Here is a 14,448-nt window from a genome sequence, read left to right on the forward strand (position 1 = left end):
CATTCCCCGCCTCGTGCCGGTCGAGCGTCAGCCACGCGGCCGTGCCATCGCGATGAAAGTCTGACCCCGCTCATCGGCACGCCTCCATCGCTTCGCGGGCGAGGCGGGCGAGGCGTGGGAAGCTGGCGGCGCGGTCGCGGGCATGGGCGGAGGCGGCGGTGCCGCGGATCACGCGGCCCTTGATGCCGTGGAAGATCGCGGCCAGGCGGAAGAAGTTGAACGCGATATAGAAGTCATAGTTCGGGATCGACGCACGCCCGGTGCGCGCGCAATAGGCGGCGATATAATCCTGCTCGCCGGGGATGCCGAGCGCTGCGAGGTCCGCGCCCGCCAGCCCGGCGACGATGTCGGGCGGCATCCGGTACATCACCGCGTGATAGGCGAAGTCAGCGAGCGGGTGGCCCAGCGTCGACAATTCCCAGTCGAGCACCGCCAGCACGCGCGGCTCGGTGGGGTGGAAGATCAGATTGTCGCAGCGGAAATCGCCGTGGACGATCCGCGCCTCGTCGTCGGCGGGGATATGCGCCGGCAGCCATTCGACGAGCGCATCCATGTCCGGGTCGCGCCCGGCGTCCGCATCATCGCGATATTGCGTCGACCAGCGCGCGATCTGGCGCGCGAAATAGTTGCCGGGGCGGCCGTAATCGCCCAGCCCGACAGCTTCATAATCGACTCGGTGCAGCGCTGCGAGCGTCGCGTTCATCGCGTCGAAACAGGCCGCGCGGCGCGCTCGCGGCACATCCGGGAACGTTGCGTCCCAGAAAATGCGTCCCTCGACCAATCCCATCACGAAGAACGGCGTTCCGATCACGCCCTCGTCGGCGCAGATGCCGTGGACCGGTGCGACCGGCACGTCGGTCTGCGCCAGCGCGGTTAGTATGCGTGCCTCGCGCAATACGTCATGCGCCCCCTTCAGCAGCGGCCCCGGCGGCTTGCGGCGCAGCACGTAAGCCGTTCCGGGGGTCGTCAGCCGATAGGTCGGGTTGGACTGCCCGCCCTTGAACTGCTCCACCGTCAGCGGCCCCGCGAAGCCCGCGACGTTCGCCGCCATCCAGCGCGCGAGAGCGGCTTCGTCGAAGCGATGCGCATCGCGCACCGGCGTGGTGCCCGCATTGGCGGACTGGCTCAGCGCCCCGGTAGTGGTGGCGGTCATCGCCCGCTCCATGCGGGAGCGCGCTTATCGGCAAAGGCCGCCGGTCCTTCGACCGCATCCTGCGACCCCATCATCGCCGCGATCGCGGGATAGTCCCATTGCTCGGTCAGGAAGCGCTCGACCGGCGTGTCGAGCCCGCGCAGCACCGCCTCCTTGGTCGCGCGTACCGACATCGGGCTGCACGCCAATATATCTCCGGCCCAGCGCCGTGCCGCCGCCAGCACATCGCCCGCGACCACTTCGTTGACGAAGCCCAGCCGCTCGCCCTCCTCGGCGCTAACCCGTCGCCCGGTCAGCATCATCCCCATCGCCCGCTTCAATCCGATCGTGCGCGGCAGGCGCTGCAACCCGCCCGCCAGCGCCGCCAGCCCGACCTTCGGCTCGGGCAGCGCGAACACCGCGCGGGCGTCCGCCACCACGATGTCGCACGCCAGCACGATCTCGAATCCGCCGCCCATCGCCACGCCGTTGACCGCCGCGATCATCGGCTTGGCCATGTCGAACCGCGACGTCAGCCCGGCAAAGCCAGACGCCGGGGTCGCCATCCCACCGCCCGATGCCTGCTGCTTCAAATCGTGCCCGGCGCAAAACGCCTTCTCGCCTGCGCCGGTGATGATCGCGACCCATTGGTCGGGATCGGCGGCGAAGGCGTCGAATGCGGCGGCCAGTTCCTCGTGCGCGGCGGCGTTCAACGCATTATGCGCCGCGGGCCGGTCGATGGTGATGATCGTCAGCCGCCCTTCGCGCGCGATCTTGATATGCCCGTGGCTCATTGCATCGCCTTCCAGTCGCGCCTGATCTTCTTGGCGAGGCTCCATTTGTGGACCTCGGTCGGGCCGTCGTAGATGCGGAAGGCGCGCACTTCGCGGAACACCTGCTCGACGATCGTGTCGCCGGTGACGCCCGTCCCGCCCATCACCTGTACACAGCGATCCGCGACGCGCATCAGCGCCTCCGACACCGCGACCTTGGTCATCGAGCTTTCCACACCGCCTGGCTCGCCCGCGTCCAGCACGTCGGCGCACCAGTCGATCATCAGTTCGGCCTGTTTCAGGTCGATCAGATTATCCGCCAGCATGAAGCCGACGCCTTCATGGTCAATCAGTGGCTTGCCGAAGGCGTGGCGGCGGTTGGCATAATCGGTCGCGATCTCGTTGGCGCGCACGCACGCCCCCAGCCAGCGCATGCAATGTGACAGCCGCGCGGGGGCGAGGCGGATCTGGGCATATTTGAACCCCTCGCCGCTGTGGCCAAGCATCTGATCGGCGGGGATGCGCAGGTTCTCGATCCGCACCACCGCATGGCCACCGGGCATCGACGAGTCGATCGTGTCCAGCACCTGCTCGATCGTGATGGCCGGATCGGGCAGATCGACCAAGAACATGCAGGCGCCGTCTTCCGACTTCGCCATGACGATTCCGACCGCTGCACCCTGCGCGCCGGTGATGAACGCCTTGCGCCCGTTCACCACCCAGTGATTGCCGTCGAGCGTCGCGGTCGTCTGCATCATCGAGGGGTCCGACCCTGCACCGCCCTCGGTCGCAGGTTCGGTCATGAAAAACGCCGAGCGCGCTCTGCCCCCCACAAGCGGTTCCAGGAAGCGACGCTTCTGCTCCGGCGTGCCGACCTTGCCGAGCAGGTACATATTGCCTTCGTCCGGCGCGGCGGTGTTGACCGCCACCGGCCCGAGCGGGGAGAGGCCGGACTGCCGCAGGACGTATGCGGTCTCGCGTTGCGTCAGATGCGTGCCGTCGGCGAGAATGTGCGGTGTCAACACGCCTCGGGCACGTGCCCTTCCGCGCATTTCCGACACCATTTCGTCACTCGGGCCGTGCGCGGTACGGCGCGGATCGCGCTCGTACGGCACGATCTCCTCGCGCACGAACGTTGCCACACGCGCTCCGATGTCCTGCGCCCGCGCGCTCATCGCGGCGCCATACGGATTGCGCCGTCGAGCCGGATCGTCTCGCCGTTCAGCATCGGATTGGTCACGATCGCTTCGACAAGCCGAGCATATTCGTCCGGCTGACCAAGCCGTGACGGGAACGGCACCTGCTTGCCCAGGCTATCCTGTGCCTCCTGCGGCAAGGTTGCGAGCAACGGCGTCCAGAAGATGCCCGGCGCGATCGTCATCACCCGGATTCCGAACCGCGCCAGTTCGCGCGCGATCGGCAGCGTCATGCCGACCACGCCACCCTTCGACGCGGCATAGGCAGCCTGCCCGATCTGCCCGTCGTAAGCGGCGACCGATGCGGTGTTGACGATGATCCCTCGTTCTTCGCCAATGGGTTCTGCCGTGTGCAGGGCGGCGGCGAATTTCGACAGGACGTTGAACGTGCCGAGCAGATTGATGTTCACGATCTTCGCGAACGATGCGAGCGGCAGCGGTTGGCCCTCGCGGTCGATCACCTTCGCGGGCGGGCCGATTCCGGCACAATTGACGAGGATGCGTGCCTTGCCGTTGACGGCTTCCGCTTCGGCGATGGCGTCGGCCACCGCCGCTTCGTCGGTCACATCGACGCGCACGCAACGACCGCCGATCTCTGCGGCAAGCGCCTCGCCCAGTTCGGCGTTCAGGTCGAAGATCGTGACCTTCGCCCCTGCTGCCGCGAGCCGCTTCGCGGTGCCGCCACCCAGTCCCGACGCGCCGCCGGTGACGATGGCCGCCATGCCTTCGATTTGCATATCCTATTCTCTCCGATCTGTATTTTTGCCGTCAGAGGCCGCGCGCGATCACCATCCGCTGGATGTCCGACGTGCCCTCGTAAATCTGGCAGACCCGCACATCGCGGTAGATCTTGGCCAGCCCGTATTCTTCCAGATAGCCGTAGCCGCCGAGCGTCTGGATCGCGCCGGACACGACCGCCTCGGCAGTTTCGGAGGCGAACAGCTTGGCCATCGACGCGGCCTGCAACGCCGGTTGTCCGGCATCCTTAAGCGCGGCGGCGTGCAGAACCATCAGCCGCGCGGCTTCCAGCCGCGTGGCAAGGTCGGCCAGCCGGAAGCCGACCGCTTGATGCTCGATGATCGGCTTGCCGAAGCTCTGCCTCTCACGCGCATAGCCGATCGCGATCTCCAGCGCCGCCTGCGCCATGCCGACCGACTGCGCGGCGATGCCGATCCGTCCCGCCTCAAGATTGGACAGCGCGATCGCATAGCCGCGCCCTTCCTCGCCCAGCAGTGCGTCGTCGGGCACCACGCACTCATCAAAGCGCAACGCGCAGGTGTCGGAGGCGGCCTGCCCGAGTTTGTGCTCCACCTTGTCGATGCCATAGCCCGGCGTGTCGGTCGGCACGAGGAAGGCCGACATGCCCTTGCGCCCGGCGGCCGGATCGGTGATCGCGATCACCATCGCCACCGATGCGATCCGGCCCGACGTGATAAACTGTTTCGCACCGTCGATCCGCCAGCCGCCCGCCACCCGCGTCGCGCGGGTGCGCAGTGCCGCCGCATCGGACCCGGCATCGCTTTCGGTCAGCGCGAATGCCCCGATCGTCTCGCCCGAAATCAGCGCGGGCAACCAACGTTCGCGTTGTGCGGGCGATCCGTCCTTCAGCAACCCGGACACCATGATCGAGTTCTGGATCGACACGATCGTCGACAGCGCGCCATCGGCCGCCGCAAGCTCGATCAGTGCCAGGGCGTAGGAAACGTAATCCGCCTCCGCGCCGCCCAATTCTCCGGGCGCGGTCATTCCCATCAATCCCATTGCGGCCAGATCGCGGAACAGCTGCGGTGGAAAACCGCCTGCCGCCTCATAAGCGGTACTGTTGGGGCGCACCCGTTCCTGCGCGAAGCTGCGGACCGAATCGCGGATCGCCATCTGGGTCTCGGAGAGAGTCATCTACTGTCCCGAATAGATACTACCGGTGAGTAGGTTGCATTCCCGTCGGTCGGGTGTCAATGCTTTCCCATGGCAAGAACGACGACCGCCGAGCCGCCATCGCCGTTTCCCGATCGGGCACAACGTCTCGCCAGTCGCACGGCGAAGCGCGACGCCTTGCTGCTGGCGGCGGTCAGGATGTTCAACGAACGCGGCTTCCATGCCACGTCGCTCGACGATGTCGCCGCCAGCCTTGGCGTGTCGAAGCCGACGATCTACCACCACCTGGGCAACAAGGATCAGGTGCTGTTCGAATGTGTCTCGATCGGCTTGGGACAGTTGCGCGAAGCGGCGGCGGAAGCAGCGGCGAAGCCGGGACGGGGGATCGATCGGCTTCGGGATTTCCTCATCCGCTACGCCCGGATCAACATGGACGATTTCGGTCGCTGCGTGATCCGCACCGGCGACGAAGCGATGTCGCCTGACAGCGCCGCGCGCTTTCGCAGCCTGAAGCGCGAGATCGACGATGCGCTGCGCGGTCTGATCGCGGAAGCGATCGCCGACGGATCGGTCGTCGAGGACGATCCGAAGCTCCTCGCTTTCACGCTGGCGGGGGCGCTGAACTGGCCCGCCCGCTGGTTCGCGCCGGGCGGCGCGCTGCGTGCGACAGAAGTCGCAGAGCGGATGGTCGCGATGTTGATCGCCGGGATTGCGCCACGCTAACCCTTGTTCGCGGCGCGCGGATCTCGACATCTCTTGCGGCATAATTGCCGCGATGCCGCGGGCATGGTTCCTTTCCTTGCAAAGGACGACGGAGAGGACAAATGCATCCGGCTGAACATGCCGCCCGGCGCCCGAACAAGGCGGCGGTCGTCATGGCGGAGGGTGGAGACCGACTCAGCTACCGTGATCTCGACGAGCGCTCGAATGCGAGCGCGTGAAATGGATGAGATGGTGCTGGCCGTGGTGCAGCCCGCGCCGGGCGTCGTCGCCGACGCGGCGCTGGCTGAGGAATTGCGCGCCTTCGCACGGCGTGAGCTTGGCGGCGTGGAGCCCCCGAACCGGGTAGACTTCGTGACCGATCTGCCGCGCGAGCCGACCGGCAAGCTGGTGAAGCGCAAGCTCCCCGACCGCTACGTCACCTGACCAGAAACGTCAGGCGGCGGCGATGGTCGGCATCTTTGCCCTTATTGGACGGTCTGTCGCCAGCCGCTCGGCGTCTGGCCCGAATATTGTCGGAAGGCGCGGGTGAAATGGCTCTGGCTGGTAAAGCCGAGCTGGTCGGCGATCGTTGCGATCGACAGGTCGGACGAGGTAAGGAGGTCCTGCGCGCGGTCCAGCCGTGCCTTCATCACATATTGGTGCGGCGTGGTGCCGGTCGCCTTCTTGAAGACGCGGCAGAAATGCGACGACGTCAGCCCCGCGTCGGCCGCCATCGCCTCCAGGCTGTGATCGCCCTCCGGGTTTTTCAGGATCGCATTCATGACATTGTGGATGCGGTAGGCGGAGAAATCGGCGGTCGGGAAGGCAGGAGCGGTCGCGCCTATCGCTCCACGCAGCATATGCGCCTTCAACGCATTGACGAGTGCGCCGACATAGACGGTCCGCTCGTCGGTCTGCGGCGAATAGAGTTCGCCCAGCACCTGCCGCGTCAGCGCGACGCCTAGCGGATCGGTGAAGGCGAAGCGCATCCGGCTGAACTGATCGCGCGCGGCGGTGGCCTTCAACTCGCCCGACGAAATGCTGAGCGTCACCACGTCCAGCTCGCCGTCGACCAGCCATCCGGTCGGTTGCCCGGCAGGGACGATCGTCGCGCAGCCGGGGATGGAGGGATTCTCGCTCCACCCGTCGCGCTGCCACGTCTTCACCTTCTTGCCCGCGATATGGACGACGAAGGTCGGATCGGGCAGCGCGGGCAGATCGTAGCTGCCGACAAACTGTCGCCACCGCGACAGGCACCAGCCATCCTTGCCCGACCCCAGCGCCATATCCGCGCCGCGCCCGATCGCGTCGGAGATGATGTCTTCATTGGTCCATGTGGTCGTGGCGGCGTCCATCACGGCGTTCCTCTCTCAGGCCGGCCGCAGGATGACGTCGAGGGTCTTCAGGCCGTTGATGAAGTTCGACCGGAACCGTCGCGGCGGCGCTTGCACCTCGAAGGATGTAACACGTTCGGCAAGCATGTCGAACGCGATGCGCAACTGCATCTCGGCCAGCCGCGACCCGACGCAGACGTGCTGCCCCGCGCCGAAGCCGACATGCTGTGCCCCCTTGCGACGGACGTCAAAGCTGTCTGCGTCGGGAAACACGCTCTCGTCGCGGTTCGCGGCGATGTACCACATCACCACCTTGTCCCCCTTTGCGATACGCCTCCCGCCAATCTCCGTGTCCTGCATCGCGGTGCGGCGCATATGCATGACCGGGCTGGCATGGCGGACCATCTCGGGCGCGGCGGTCTTCAGGACGTCGCGGTCGGCACGGATCGCCTGCCATTGGTCGGGATTGGCGGAAAAGGCCGCGACGCTGTGGCTCAGCGAATTGCGCGTCGTCTCGTTACCGCCGACCAGCACTAGGATCAGATTGCCGATGAAGTCGCGGAACGGCACCGGCTCCCCATCGATCTCGGCATTGGCGAGCAGCGAGGCGATGTCGCCGGTTGGATCGGCCCGGCGCGCGTCGAACAATTCCCGTCCGAACGCGAAGAACTCGCCCAGCGTCGCCGCCATCGCCTCCGGGCTCTGGCGGAACTCGGGGTCGTCCTCTCCGACGAAGGCATTGGTCCAGTCGTAGAGGCTAGGCCACAAGTCGATCGACACGCCGAGCAACTCGGCCAGCGTCATCAGTGGGAGTGGCGCGGAGAGCAGCGGCACGAGGTTGACCGGCTCGCCCAGCGGAATTTCCGCTATCAGCCGGGCGACCCGCTCCCGTATGCGGGTCTCGATATCGCCGAGCCGCGCGGGCGACAGCGCGGGCATGACGAACTTGCGATAGCGGGTGTGGATCGGCGGATCGCGCGAGATGAAGGGAATCCCAATCGCGGATTCACCTGCGCCGGTCAGCCCGACCTCGTTCTCGTTGAAGATGCGGTGGCCGCCGTTCTCGTACGCGGAGGAGAAGAGCGCGGGCTGGCGCGACACCTCGACGATATCGGCGTGGCGCATCAGCGACCAGAAGCCCGCGCCATCATTCTCCGGGTTCCAGTGGACCGGATCGCTGCGGCGCAGCTCGGCGAAGAGGTCCCAAGGTACGCCGGATTCATAGAGTGCCGGGTTCTTCAGGTCGGTCATCGGGGTCGTGGCCATTGTTTCACACCGATCAGAGAGGGGCAGAACTCAAGGGAGGTCAGGCGGCGGTATAGCCGCCGTCGGCGACGAATTCGGCACCGGTCACGAAGCGTGCCGCGTCGCTGGCGAGGAAGGCGATCAGGGGTGCGATATCACGGGGTTCGCCCAGACGGCCCATCGGGATCAGGCTGGCCCAGGCGGCGAGCGCCACCTCTGGCGGGATCAGCTTGCCCTCGGCATCGACCGGCGGTTCCCAGTCCGCCCCCAAATTGGTCGCGACGGGTCCGGGCAGGACGGTGTTGACGCGGATTCCTTCCTTTGCCAACTCGTAGGCGACCGCCCGCGACAGGCCGCGCACCGCGCCCTTGGTGGCGCTGTAGGCCGCGAACTGCGCACCGGCGACCATGCCGTATACGGACGAGACGTTGATGATGGCCGTGGTTTCCGCCCCCGCCGCGCGGGCCGCGCGCAGAAGCGGAAGCGCGCCCTGCATTCCGGCATAGAGGCTGTCGACGTTGATCGCCTGTTGCCGGTGGAGCGTGGCGAGGGGTGCCGCCTCGAACCTTGCCGACATCATGATCCCGGCGTTGTTCACCAGGACGTGGAGCCGACCGTGATCGCGCTCGATCGTGCTATAGACCCGCGACCAGTCGTCCGCACTGGCCACGTCCAGCGCCACCGCCTCGGCGCCGCCGCCAATCGCGTTGACCGTCGCCGCGGCGGTGTCGGGATCGATGTCGGCGGCCAGCACGCGCGCGCCCAGGGCGGCGAACTGTCGGGCGGTTTCGGCACCGATACCGGAACCGGCCCCGGTCACGAGGGCCAGTTTTCCGTCAAGCGAGAAAGGAGCGGGGGTCACCGGGATTCTCCGATATTGGTTCCGGAAAAGCGTTCGGTGCCAGAAAACGGCGGCACGAACGCCCATGCGTCGCGACAATAGGCTTCCTGCGTCGGGACGATGAAGCCAGGGTCGTCGAACGTGCCGGCCTTCACGATCGTCAGGTCCGGAAGCACGTCGGCGATCGACACGATCGGCGAACCGCATGTATCGCAGAAATGACGGTGGACGGCCTGGCCGCTGTCGCCGCGATCCTGGAACACCCGGGTTTCGCCGCGCTGTTCGTATTGCGATGCGGCGACGGCGCAGACGACGGAGAAGGCGCTCCCGCCCTGTCGCTGGCAATGGCGGCAATGACAGACCGCCGACAGCAACGGTGCTCCGGTGACCGTGTAGCGTATCGCGCCGCACAGGCAGCCGCCCTCACGTCGCAATTCGTTCGCGGCCATCGTCAGAACGCCACCCGGACCGAGCCGCCGTATGTGCGCGGCGTGGAGGGAACGAGGAAATTATACGGGAAGCCTGCCCCACGCAGGTCGAGGCCATAGGCATAGACTCGGGCGTTGAACAGGTTGTTGGCGAATGCCTTGAAGGTGAAGCGCCCGGTCGTCAGTGCCGCGGCCAAGTTCACCTTGGCATAGCCGGGCTGTTGCAGCTCGCTGTTCATCTGCCCGGCTCCGGCGGCGTTGATATCGTTGAACGGCGAGAAGTACTGCCGCGAGAAATAGGCGACGTTGGGCGAGATCGTCAGACCGTCGTTTCCGTTCTTGAACAACGACAGGTCGAACCCGCCCTGCGCGGTGAAGCGCGGCGCGAACGGCAGGTCGTTGCCGTCGAGCACGGTGTTCTGCAACGTCAGCGACTTGTAGGTTGCATGCAGATACCCGGCCGCGGCGTTCAGGGTCAGCGCCGGGGACAGCCTGAGCCGTGCCTCCGCCTCGGCGCCATATACTTCCGCCTTCGGCGCATTGACCAGGAACGACACCGGGCCCGGGCGCGTGTCCTGTACCTGCTGGTTGCTGTAATCGTAGTAGAAACCGGCCGCGCTGAGCGTTAGGGCATTGTCGAAGTACCGCCCCTTCAGACCGACTTCATAGGCGTTGACGCGCTCCGGCGCGATATAGTTGATCCCCGCCGACGAGGTATAGCCGCCGCCGTTGAACGCGCCCGAGCGATAGCCGCGATTGTAGCTGGCATAGACCAAGGTCCCGCCCTCGAACGTATAGGCCAGCGACGCGCGGCCGGTCAGGGCGTTGTTCTGCCCGTCCAGGTTGAAGCGGGCGCTGGGATCGTAGGCGCAGGTGCCGGGCACGCCGGGGCAGGGGACGGTGGTCGCCAGTGGCGTCTCCGGCCCGCCGACCCCACCAGCGAAGAGATAGGCATAGCCGTCGCGATACTGGCTGCGGTCCCATGTATAGCGCGCGCCGAGCGTCAGGGTGAGCCGGTCCGTCAGGTCGTAATCGCCTTGAGCGAAAACGGCATAGGACCGCCGCACCTGGCGATAGTGCTGGAAGAAGCCTCCGTCGACGCCCGCGCCGAGCATGCTGCCGATCTTGAAGTTGTTGTCGGTGACGACCTCATCCCACCCGTAGAAGCCGCCGCCGACCAGCGTGAGCCGGTCGCCGGCATAGTTGAAGCGGGCCTCCTCGCTGAACTGCTGGAACCGGGACTGCCAGTTGATATTGAGCACATCGAGGGGCGAACCGTCCGACGCCTGTTGCAGGTTCTGCCGCCCGCCGTCGCGCGAGGTGATCGAGGTCAGCGTCACGGTCGGCGACAGTTCGTAGGCGACCGTTGCGGAGACGCCGTAGGCCTCGGTACGGTTCAGCCCAATGCGGTTCTCGTTGACCTCGAAGAAGCCGAGGCCGGTGCGGAACTGCTGAAGCCCGTGGACCGCCGCCTGCGTGCCGCGGTCGCGGCCGCCATATGCCTTGATCTTGATATCGAGCGGTCCGCCGCCGGGGCGGATGCGCAGCGTCGCGCGCCCCTGCAACGTATCCTGCGAATTGGGATCGCGCCCGCCGGGGAAGACGTTCCGGATCTGCCCGTCACCCTTCGCGTAATTGGCGGCGACGCGCAGGCCCAGCTGGTCCTCGACCATCGTCGTCTCGATCGCGCCTTGCGCGGTGACGGTGTTAAAATTGCCGTAGCCGGCCTCGGCATAGCCTTCGTTGCCCTGCAGCTTCGGTGACTTGGTGATGAAGTTGATCGCGCCGCCGGTGGTGTTGCGGCCGAACAGCGTCCCCTGCGGACCGCGCAGCACCTCGACGCGCTCCAGATCGAACAGCCCCATGCCGTGCGCGGTGCGGCTGGCGAGGTATACGTCGTCGACATAGACGCCAATCGGCGACGCCTGATTCGAATTATACTCGTTCGCGACGCTGATCCCGCGCAGTGAGAAGTTCGGCTGGGTCGATCCGTACGGACTGCTGACCTGCAGGTTCGGCACCGCTGCGGCAAGATTTGCCGAATTTGTGATGCCTTTTGATTCCAGGGTGTTGGCGCCGATCGCGGAGATGGCGATCGGCACCGACAGGATCGACTGTTCGCGGCGCTGCGCAGTGACGATGATGTCGCCGTCGGGCGGTGTCTCACTTGGCGCGGCGTCGGTCGTCGGTGTGGTCGGGGCGGCCTGCGGATCGGCGGCTTGCGCGTGGGCAAGCGCAGGAAATGTAAACGAGGCGCCAGCGAATAGTGCGGCGGTGATGCAAGCCTTCATGGGCCCTCTCCTTGATCCCGGAGGCTCTGTCGCGGCCCCTCAGTGCCGATGATGTATCGCAAGGTGGGCGTGGGATCGTTGCACCGGTTTGCGCTGCTTTTTGATGTTTCTTGCGCACCGCTGCGCCGTCGGTATGCGCTCTGGTATCAAAGGCAGAGAGACGTTGCCCCTTGGGGGAAGCCGCGCGATCAGGAGAGCGACATGAATTTCGACACCCCATTTGCGATGACGATCGGCGGCCGGGCGGTGGCCGGTGACGCCACCTTCGATGTGCTGAACCCGGCGACCGAGTCGGTGATTGCCCAGGCACCCGACTGTTCGCGTGCGCAGCTCGATGAGGCGGTCGCGGCCGCACGGGCTGCCTTCCCCGGCTGGGCCGCGACGCCGATCGACGAGCGCCGGGCGCTGATCGTCAAGTTGGGCGACGCCGTGCTTGCGGAGGTCGAGGGCTTGAAGCGGCTGCTGACCGCCGAACAGGGCAAGCCGCATGCCGACGCCGAGGGCGAGATCATGGGATCCGGGCTATGGCTGAAGGGCGCGGCGACGCTCGAACTGCCGGTAACCGTCAACGAGGATTCGGCCGAACGCTACAGCGAGACGCGCCATGTGCCGCTGGGCGTCGTCGGTGCCATCGCGCCGTGGAACTTCCCGATGGTGCTGGCGATGTTCAAGGTCGGGCCGGCACTGTTGGCGGGCAATACGATGGTGCTGAAACCCTCGCCGTTCACGCCGCTGACCACGCTGAAATTCGGCGAGCTGGCCGCGACGATTCTGCCGCCGGGCGTGCTGAACGTCGTGAGCGGTGGCGATGCGCTGGGGCCATGGCTGACCGAGCATCCCGGCATCGACAAGGTCAGCTTCACCGGATCGACCGCGACGGGCCGGCGGGTGATGCAGAGTGCATCGGCGACGCTGAAGCGCGTGACGCTGGAGCTGGGCGGTAACGACCCGGCGATCGTGCTGCCCGACGCCGATGTCGCGGCGGTGGCGGAGAAATTGTTCTGGGCCGCGTTCGCGAACAACGGCCAGGTCTGCATCGCGACCAAGCGGATGTATGTTCATGAGGATATCTACGACGCGCTGAAGGAAGCATTGGTCGCCTATGCCGCTACGGTGAAGGTGGGCGACGGGGCGGAGCAGGGCACGCGGCTCGGCCCGATCAACAATCGCCCGCAATATGAGCGCGTGCTTGACCTCATCCGCGACGCGAAGGAACGTGGCTATACCTTCCTGACCGGCGGCGAGACGAGCAACGCTCCGGGCTATTTCATCCCCGTCACGATCCTCGATAATCCGCCCGAGGACAGCTTGATCGTGCAGGAGGAACAGTTTGGCCCCGTCCTGCCGCTCCTGAAGTTCCGCGACGTGGACGACGCGGTCGCGCGGGCCAATGCCAGCGATTATGGCCTCGGCGCATCGGTGTGGGGCAACGACGAAGAGGCCGCCTTTGCGGTTGCGGAGCGAATCGCCAGCGGCACCGTCTGGGTGAACGAGACGCAGCACCTGACCCCGCTTGCTGCTTTCGGCGGTGTAAAGCAATCGGGTGTCGGCGCCGAAGGCGGTCTTGAGGGGCTGCTCGAATACACGAACGTGAAGACGCTCGTCCGCCGACACCAGGCGGGGACGACGGGATAAGCCCGGCTACGGTTTTCCGTCGGTCGAGGCTGGGTGATTAACCTGCCCACTGAACGTCATGTGCCGCATGCTCGGTCTGTCGCGCAGCGGCTGTTACGACTGGCGCGGTCGGCGATCGAACACGCGGACGACGGCGAACCTGCCGCTGCTCAGCGACGTGCGTCGTCTTCAGGCGCGCCATCAGATACGATACGGATCGCCCCGGATGCATGCCGCCCCCGGCCTGCGCCGGGGCCGGATCTGCACGACGGACAGCCGCCGCAATCTGCCGATCGCGCCCAACCTGCTGGCGCAACGCTTTATGGCGACCGCGCCCGATCGGGTCTGGCTGGCCGACATCACGTGTACATCGCGACCGGCGAAGCTTAGCTGGATCGTCGTGCCGTGAAGGATAATTTCACGTCGTCACAAGAGCAGATGTCCGCATCGGGCGATGTTGGGACGCCTCATCGCATGCACGTTCGTGTACAACGAGGGGGACACTCTGGGGGAGCGAGACTCCCTCGCGGGATTTCAGGACGTGTTTACAATGATCTATGTGCGGGTGGTCGGGGAGACAGGATTCGAACCTGCGACATCCTGCTCCCAAAGCAGGCGCGCTACCAGACTGCGCCACTCCCCGACGCGTGGATGCGGTTGCTAGGCGGGGCGGGGTGCCGGCGCAAGCGGGTCGCATCAAAGAAAAAGGCGCCGTCGCGGGCGCCTGGTGGTCGTGACGATGGCGTTGGCCGGAAGGGTCACCGCGCGTTGTCGCCGGCTGCTTCCGCGATATTGTCCGCCTGATCGTCCAGATTGTCGGCGGCACCGGCCAGCATGGCGGCGACGCTGTCATTGGCGCTGGCGCTCGCCATCGCCTCGAGATTGTCGGCCCGTCGCTCCAGCGCGTCGGCGATCATCTCGGCATTGTTACCGACCGACGTCGGCTCGGAGGGCGACCCGCAGGCCGTGGCACCCAAAGGGGCCACGATCGCCAGCAGGAAGGCGGCGTGCCGCATC

General features: G+C 66.3%; 14 protein-coding genes, 1 tRNA gene and 1 pseudogene. 4 read left to right on the forward strand and 12 right to left on the reverse strand.

Annotated features, from left to right (window positions below):
* Positions 1–70: 70 nt before the first annotated feature.
* From COA07_RS02160 to COA07_RS02180, 5 genes are read right to left on the reverse strand one after another with little or no spacing between them, the layout of a single operon-like run.
* Positions 71–1,153, reverse strand: coding sequence for a phosphotransferase (locus COA07_RS02160; RefSeq protein WP_066707926.1), 1,083 nt, complete (start codon positions 1,151–1,153; stop codon positions 71–73).
* Positions 1,150–1,926, reverse strand: coding sequence for an enoyl-CoA hydratase-related protein (locus COA07_RS02165; RefSeq protein WP_066707910.1), 777 nt, complete (start codon positions 1,924–1,926; stop codon positions 1,150–1,152). Before COA07_RS02165 ends, COA07_RS02160 begins: the two co-directional genes overlap by 4 nt.
* Positions 1,923–3,080, reverse strand: a complete 1,158-nt coding sequence (locus COA07_RS02170; RefSeq protein ID WP_066707908.1) for an acyl-CoA dehydrogenase family protein — start codon at positions 3,078–3,080, stop codon at positions 1,923–1,925. The genes COA07_RS02165 and COA07_RS02170 overlap by 4 nt, the downstream gene beginning before the upstream one ends.
* A complete protein-coding gene (locus tag COA07_RS02175) occupies positions 3,077–3,838 on the reverse strand; it encodes an SDR family NAD(P)-dependent oxidoreductase (RefSeq protein ID WP_066707907.1) in 762 nt (253 codons plus the stop codon). The genes COA07_RS02170 and COA07_RS02175 overlap by 4 nt, the downstream gene beginning before the upstream one ends.
* Before the next feature lie 31 nt (positions 3,839–3,869).
* The gene (locus COA07_RS02180) at positions 3,870–4,997 is read right to left on the reverse strand and encodes an acyl-CoA dehydrogenase family protein (protein WP_066707906.1); all 1,128 of its coding nucleotides are present in this window, start codon (positions 4,995–4,997) and stop codon (positions 3,870–3,872) included.
* Between the two features lie 69 nt (positions 4,998–5,066).
* Between COA07_RS02180 and COA07_RS02185 the strand changes: the two genes are divergently transcribed.
* Together COA07_RS02185 and COA07_RS18510 are read left to right on the forward strand one after the other, a co-directional pair.
* A complete protein-coding gene (locus tag COA07_RS02185; RefSeq protein WP_066707904.1) occupies positions 5,067–5,699 on the forward strand; it encodes a TetR/AcrR family transcriptional regulator in 633 nt (210 codons plus the stop codon).
* A gap of 204 nt (positions 5,700–5,903) precedes the next feature.
* On the forward strand, positions 5,904–6,122 hold the full coding sequence (locus COA07_RS18510; protein WP_245841952.1) for an AMP-binding enzyme: 219 nt from the start codon (positions 5,904–5,906) through the stop codon (positions 6,120–6,122).
* A 41-nt stretch (positions 6,123–6,163) separates the two neighbouring features.
* On the opposite strand, the gene COA07_RS02195 is transcribed toward COA07_RS18510, so the two are convergent.
* From COA07_RS02195 to COA07_RS02215, 5 genes are read right to left on the reverse strand one after another with little or no spacing between them, the layout of a single operon-like run.
* Complete coding sequence (locus tag COA07_RS02195) at positions 6,164–7,033, reverse strand: helix-turn-helix domain-containing protein (RefSeq protein ID WP_066707899.1); 870 nt, start codon at positions 7,031–7,033, stop codon at positions 6,164–6,166.
* A gap of 15 nt (positions 7,034–7,048) precedes the next feature.
* On the reverse strand, positions 7,049–8,278 hold the full coding sequence (locus COA07_RS02200; RefSeq protein ID WP_066707888.1) for a cytochrome P450: 1,230 nt from the start codon (positions 8,276–8,278) through the stop codon (positions 7,049–7,051).
* Positions 8,279–8,318: 40 nt separating this feature from the next.
* Positions 8,319–9,119, reverse strand: coding sequence for an SDR family NAD(P)-dependent oxidoreductase (locus COA07_RS02205; protein ID WP_211280936.1), 801 nt, complete (start codon positions 9,117–9,119; stop codon positions 8,319–8,321).
* Complete coding sequence (locus tag COA07_RS02210) at positions 9,116–9,547, reverse strand: GFA family protein (protein ID WP_066707885.1); 432 nt, start codon at positions 9,545–9,547, stop codon at positions 9,116–9,118. Before COA07_RS02210 ends, COA07_RS02205 begins: the two co-directional genes overlap by 4 nt.
* 2 nt (positions 9,548–9,549) lie before the next feature.
* Positions 9,550–11,817 (reverse strand): TonB-dependent receptor, encoded by a 2,268-nt coding sequence (locus tag COA07_RS02215; protein ID WP_066707882.1) that lies wholly within the window; start codon positions 11,815–11,817, stop codon positions 9,550–9,552.
* Positions 11,818–12,018: 201 nt separating this feature from the next.
* Between COA07_RS02215 and COA07_RS02220 the strand changes: the two genes are divergently transcribed.
* On the forward strand, positions 12,019–13,452 hold the full coding sequence (locus COA07_RS02220; protein ID WP_066707880.1) for an aldehyde dehydrogenase family protein: 1,434 nt from the start codon (positions 12,019–12,021) through the stop codon (positions 13,450–13,452).
* Positions 13,453–13,492: 40 nt separating this feature from the next.
* Positions 13,493–13,815 (forward strand): annotated as a pseudogene (locus tag COA07_RS18515) (IS3 family transposase); the annotation flags it as partial.
* A 182-nt stretch (positions 13,816–13,997) separates the two neighbouring features.
* Here the strand turns inward: COA07_RS18515 and COA07_RS02230 are convergent.
* Both COA07_RS02230 and COA07_RS02235 read right to left on the reverse strand, forming a co-directional pair.
* Positions 13,998–14,074, reverse strand: a tRNA-Pro gene (locus COA07_RS02230).
* A 115-nt stretch (positions 14,075–14,189) separates the two neighbouring features.
* A complete protein-coding gene (locus tag COA07_RS02235; protein WP_141396458.1) occupies positions 14,190–14,447 on the reverse strand; it encodes a hypothetical protein in 258 nt (85 codons plus the stop codon).
* Between the last annotated feature and the right edge of the window lies 1 nt (position 14,448).

It is taken from the genome of Sphingomonas adhaesiva (genome assembly GCF_002374855.1).
Lineage (GTDB): Bacteria > Pseudomonadota > Alphaproteobacteria > Sphingomonadales > Sphingomonadaceae > Sphingomonas > Sphingomonas adhaesiva.

What these genes read in the sequence shown, in the direction of transcription:
- COA07_RS02160 (WP_066707926.1), bottom strand. Translation starts at nt 1,153, where the DNA reads ATGACCGCCACCACTACCGGGGCGCTGAGCCAGTCCGCCAATGCGGGC.
- COA07_RS02165 (WP_066707910.1), bottom strand. Translation starts at nt 1,926, where the DNA reads ATGAGCCACGGGCATATCAAGATCGCGCGCGAAGGGCGGCTGACGATC.
- COA07_RS02170 (WP_066707908.1), bottom strand. Translation starts at nt 3,080, where the DNA reads ATGAGCGCGCGGGCGCAGGACATCGGAGCGCGTGTGGCAACGTTCGTG.
- COA07_RS02175 (WP_066707907.1), bottom strand. Translation starts at nt 3,838, where the DNA reads ATGCAAATCGAAGGCATGGCGGCCATCGTCACCGGCGGCGCGTCGGGA.
- COA07_RS02180 (WP_066707906.1), bottom strand. Translation starts at nt 4,997, where the DNA reads ATGACTCTCTCCGAGACCCAGATGGCGATCCGCGATTCGGTCCGCAGC.
- COA07_RS02185 (WP_066707904.1), top strand. Translation starts at nt 5,067, where the DNA reads ATGGCAAGAACGACGACCGCCGAGCCGCCATCGCCGTTTCCCGATCGG.
- COA07_RS18510 (WP_245841952.1), top strand. Translation starts at nt 5,904, where the DNA reads ATGCGAGCGCGTGAAATGGATGAGATGGTGCTGGCCGTGGTGCAGCCC.
- COA07_RS02195 (WP_066707899.1), bottom strand. Translation starts at nt 7,033, where the DNA reads ATGGACGCCGCCACGACCACATGGACCAATGAAGACATCATCTCCGAC.
- COA07_RS02200 (WP_066707888.1), bottom strand. Translation starts at nt 8,278, where the DNA reads ATGGCCACGACCCCGATGACCGACCTGAAGAACCCGGCACTCTATGAA.
- COA07_RS02210 (WP_066707885.1), bottom strand. Translation starts at nt 9,547, where the DNA reads ATGGCCGCGAACGAATTGCGACGTGAGGGCGGCTGCCTGTGCGGCGCG.
- COA07_RS02215 (WP_066707882.1), bottom strand. Translation starts at nt 11,817, where the DNA reads ATGAAGGCTTGCATCACCGCCGCACTATTCGCTGGCGCCTCGTTTACA.
- COA07_RS02220 (WP_066707880.1), top strand. Translation starts at nt 12,019, where the DNA reads ATGAATTTCGACACCCCATTTGCGATGACGATCGGCGGCCGGGCGGTG.
- COA07_RS02235 (WP_141396458.1), bottom strand. Translation starts at nt 14,447, where the DNA reads ATGCGGCACGCCGCCTTCCTGCTGGCGATCGTGGCCCCTTTGGGTGCC.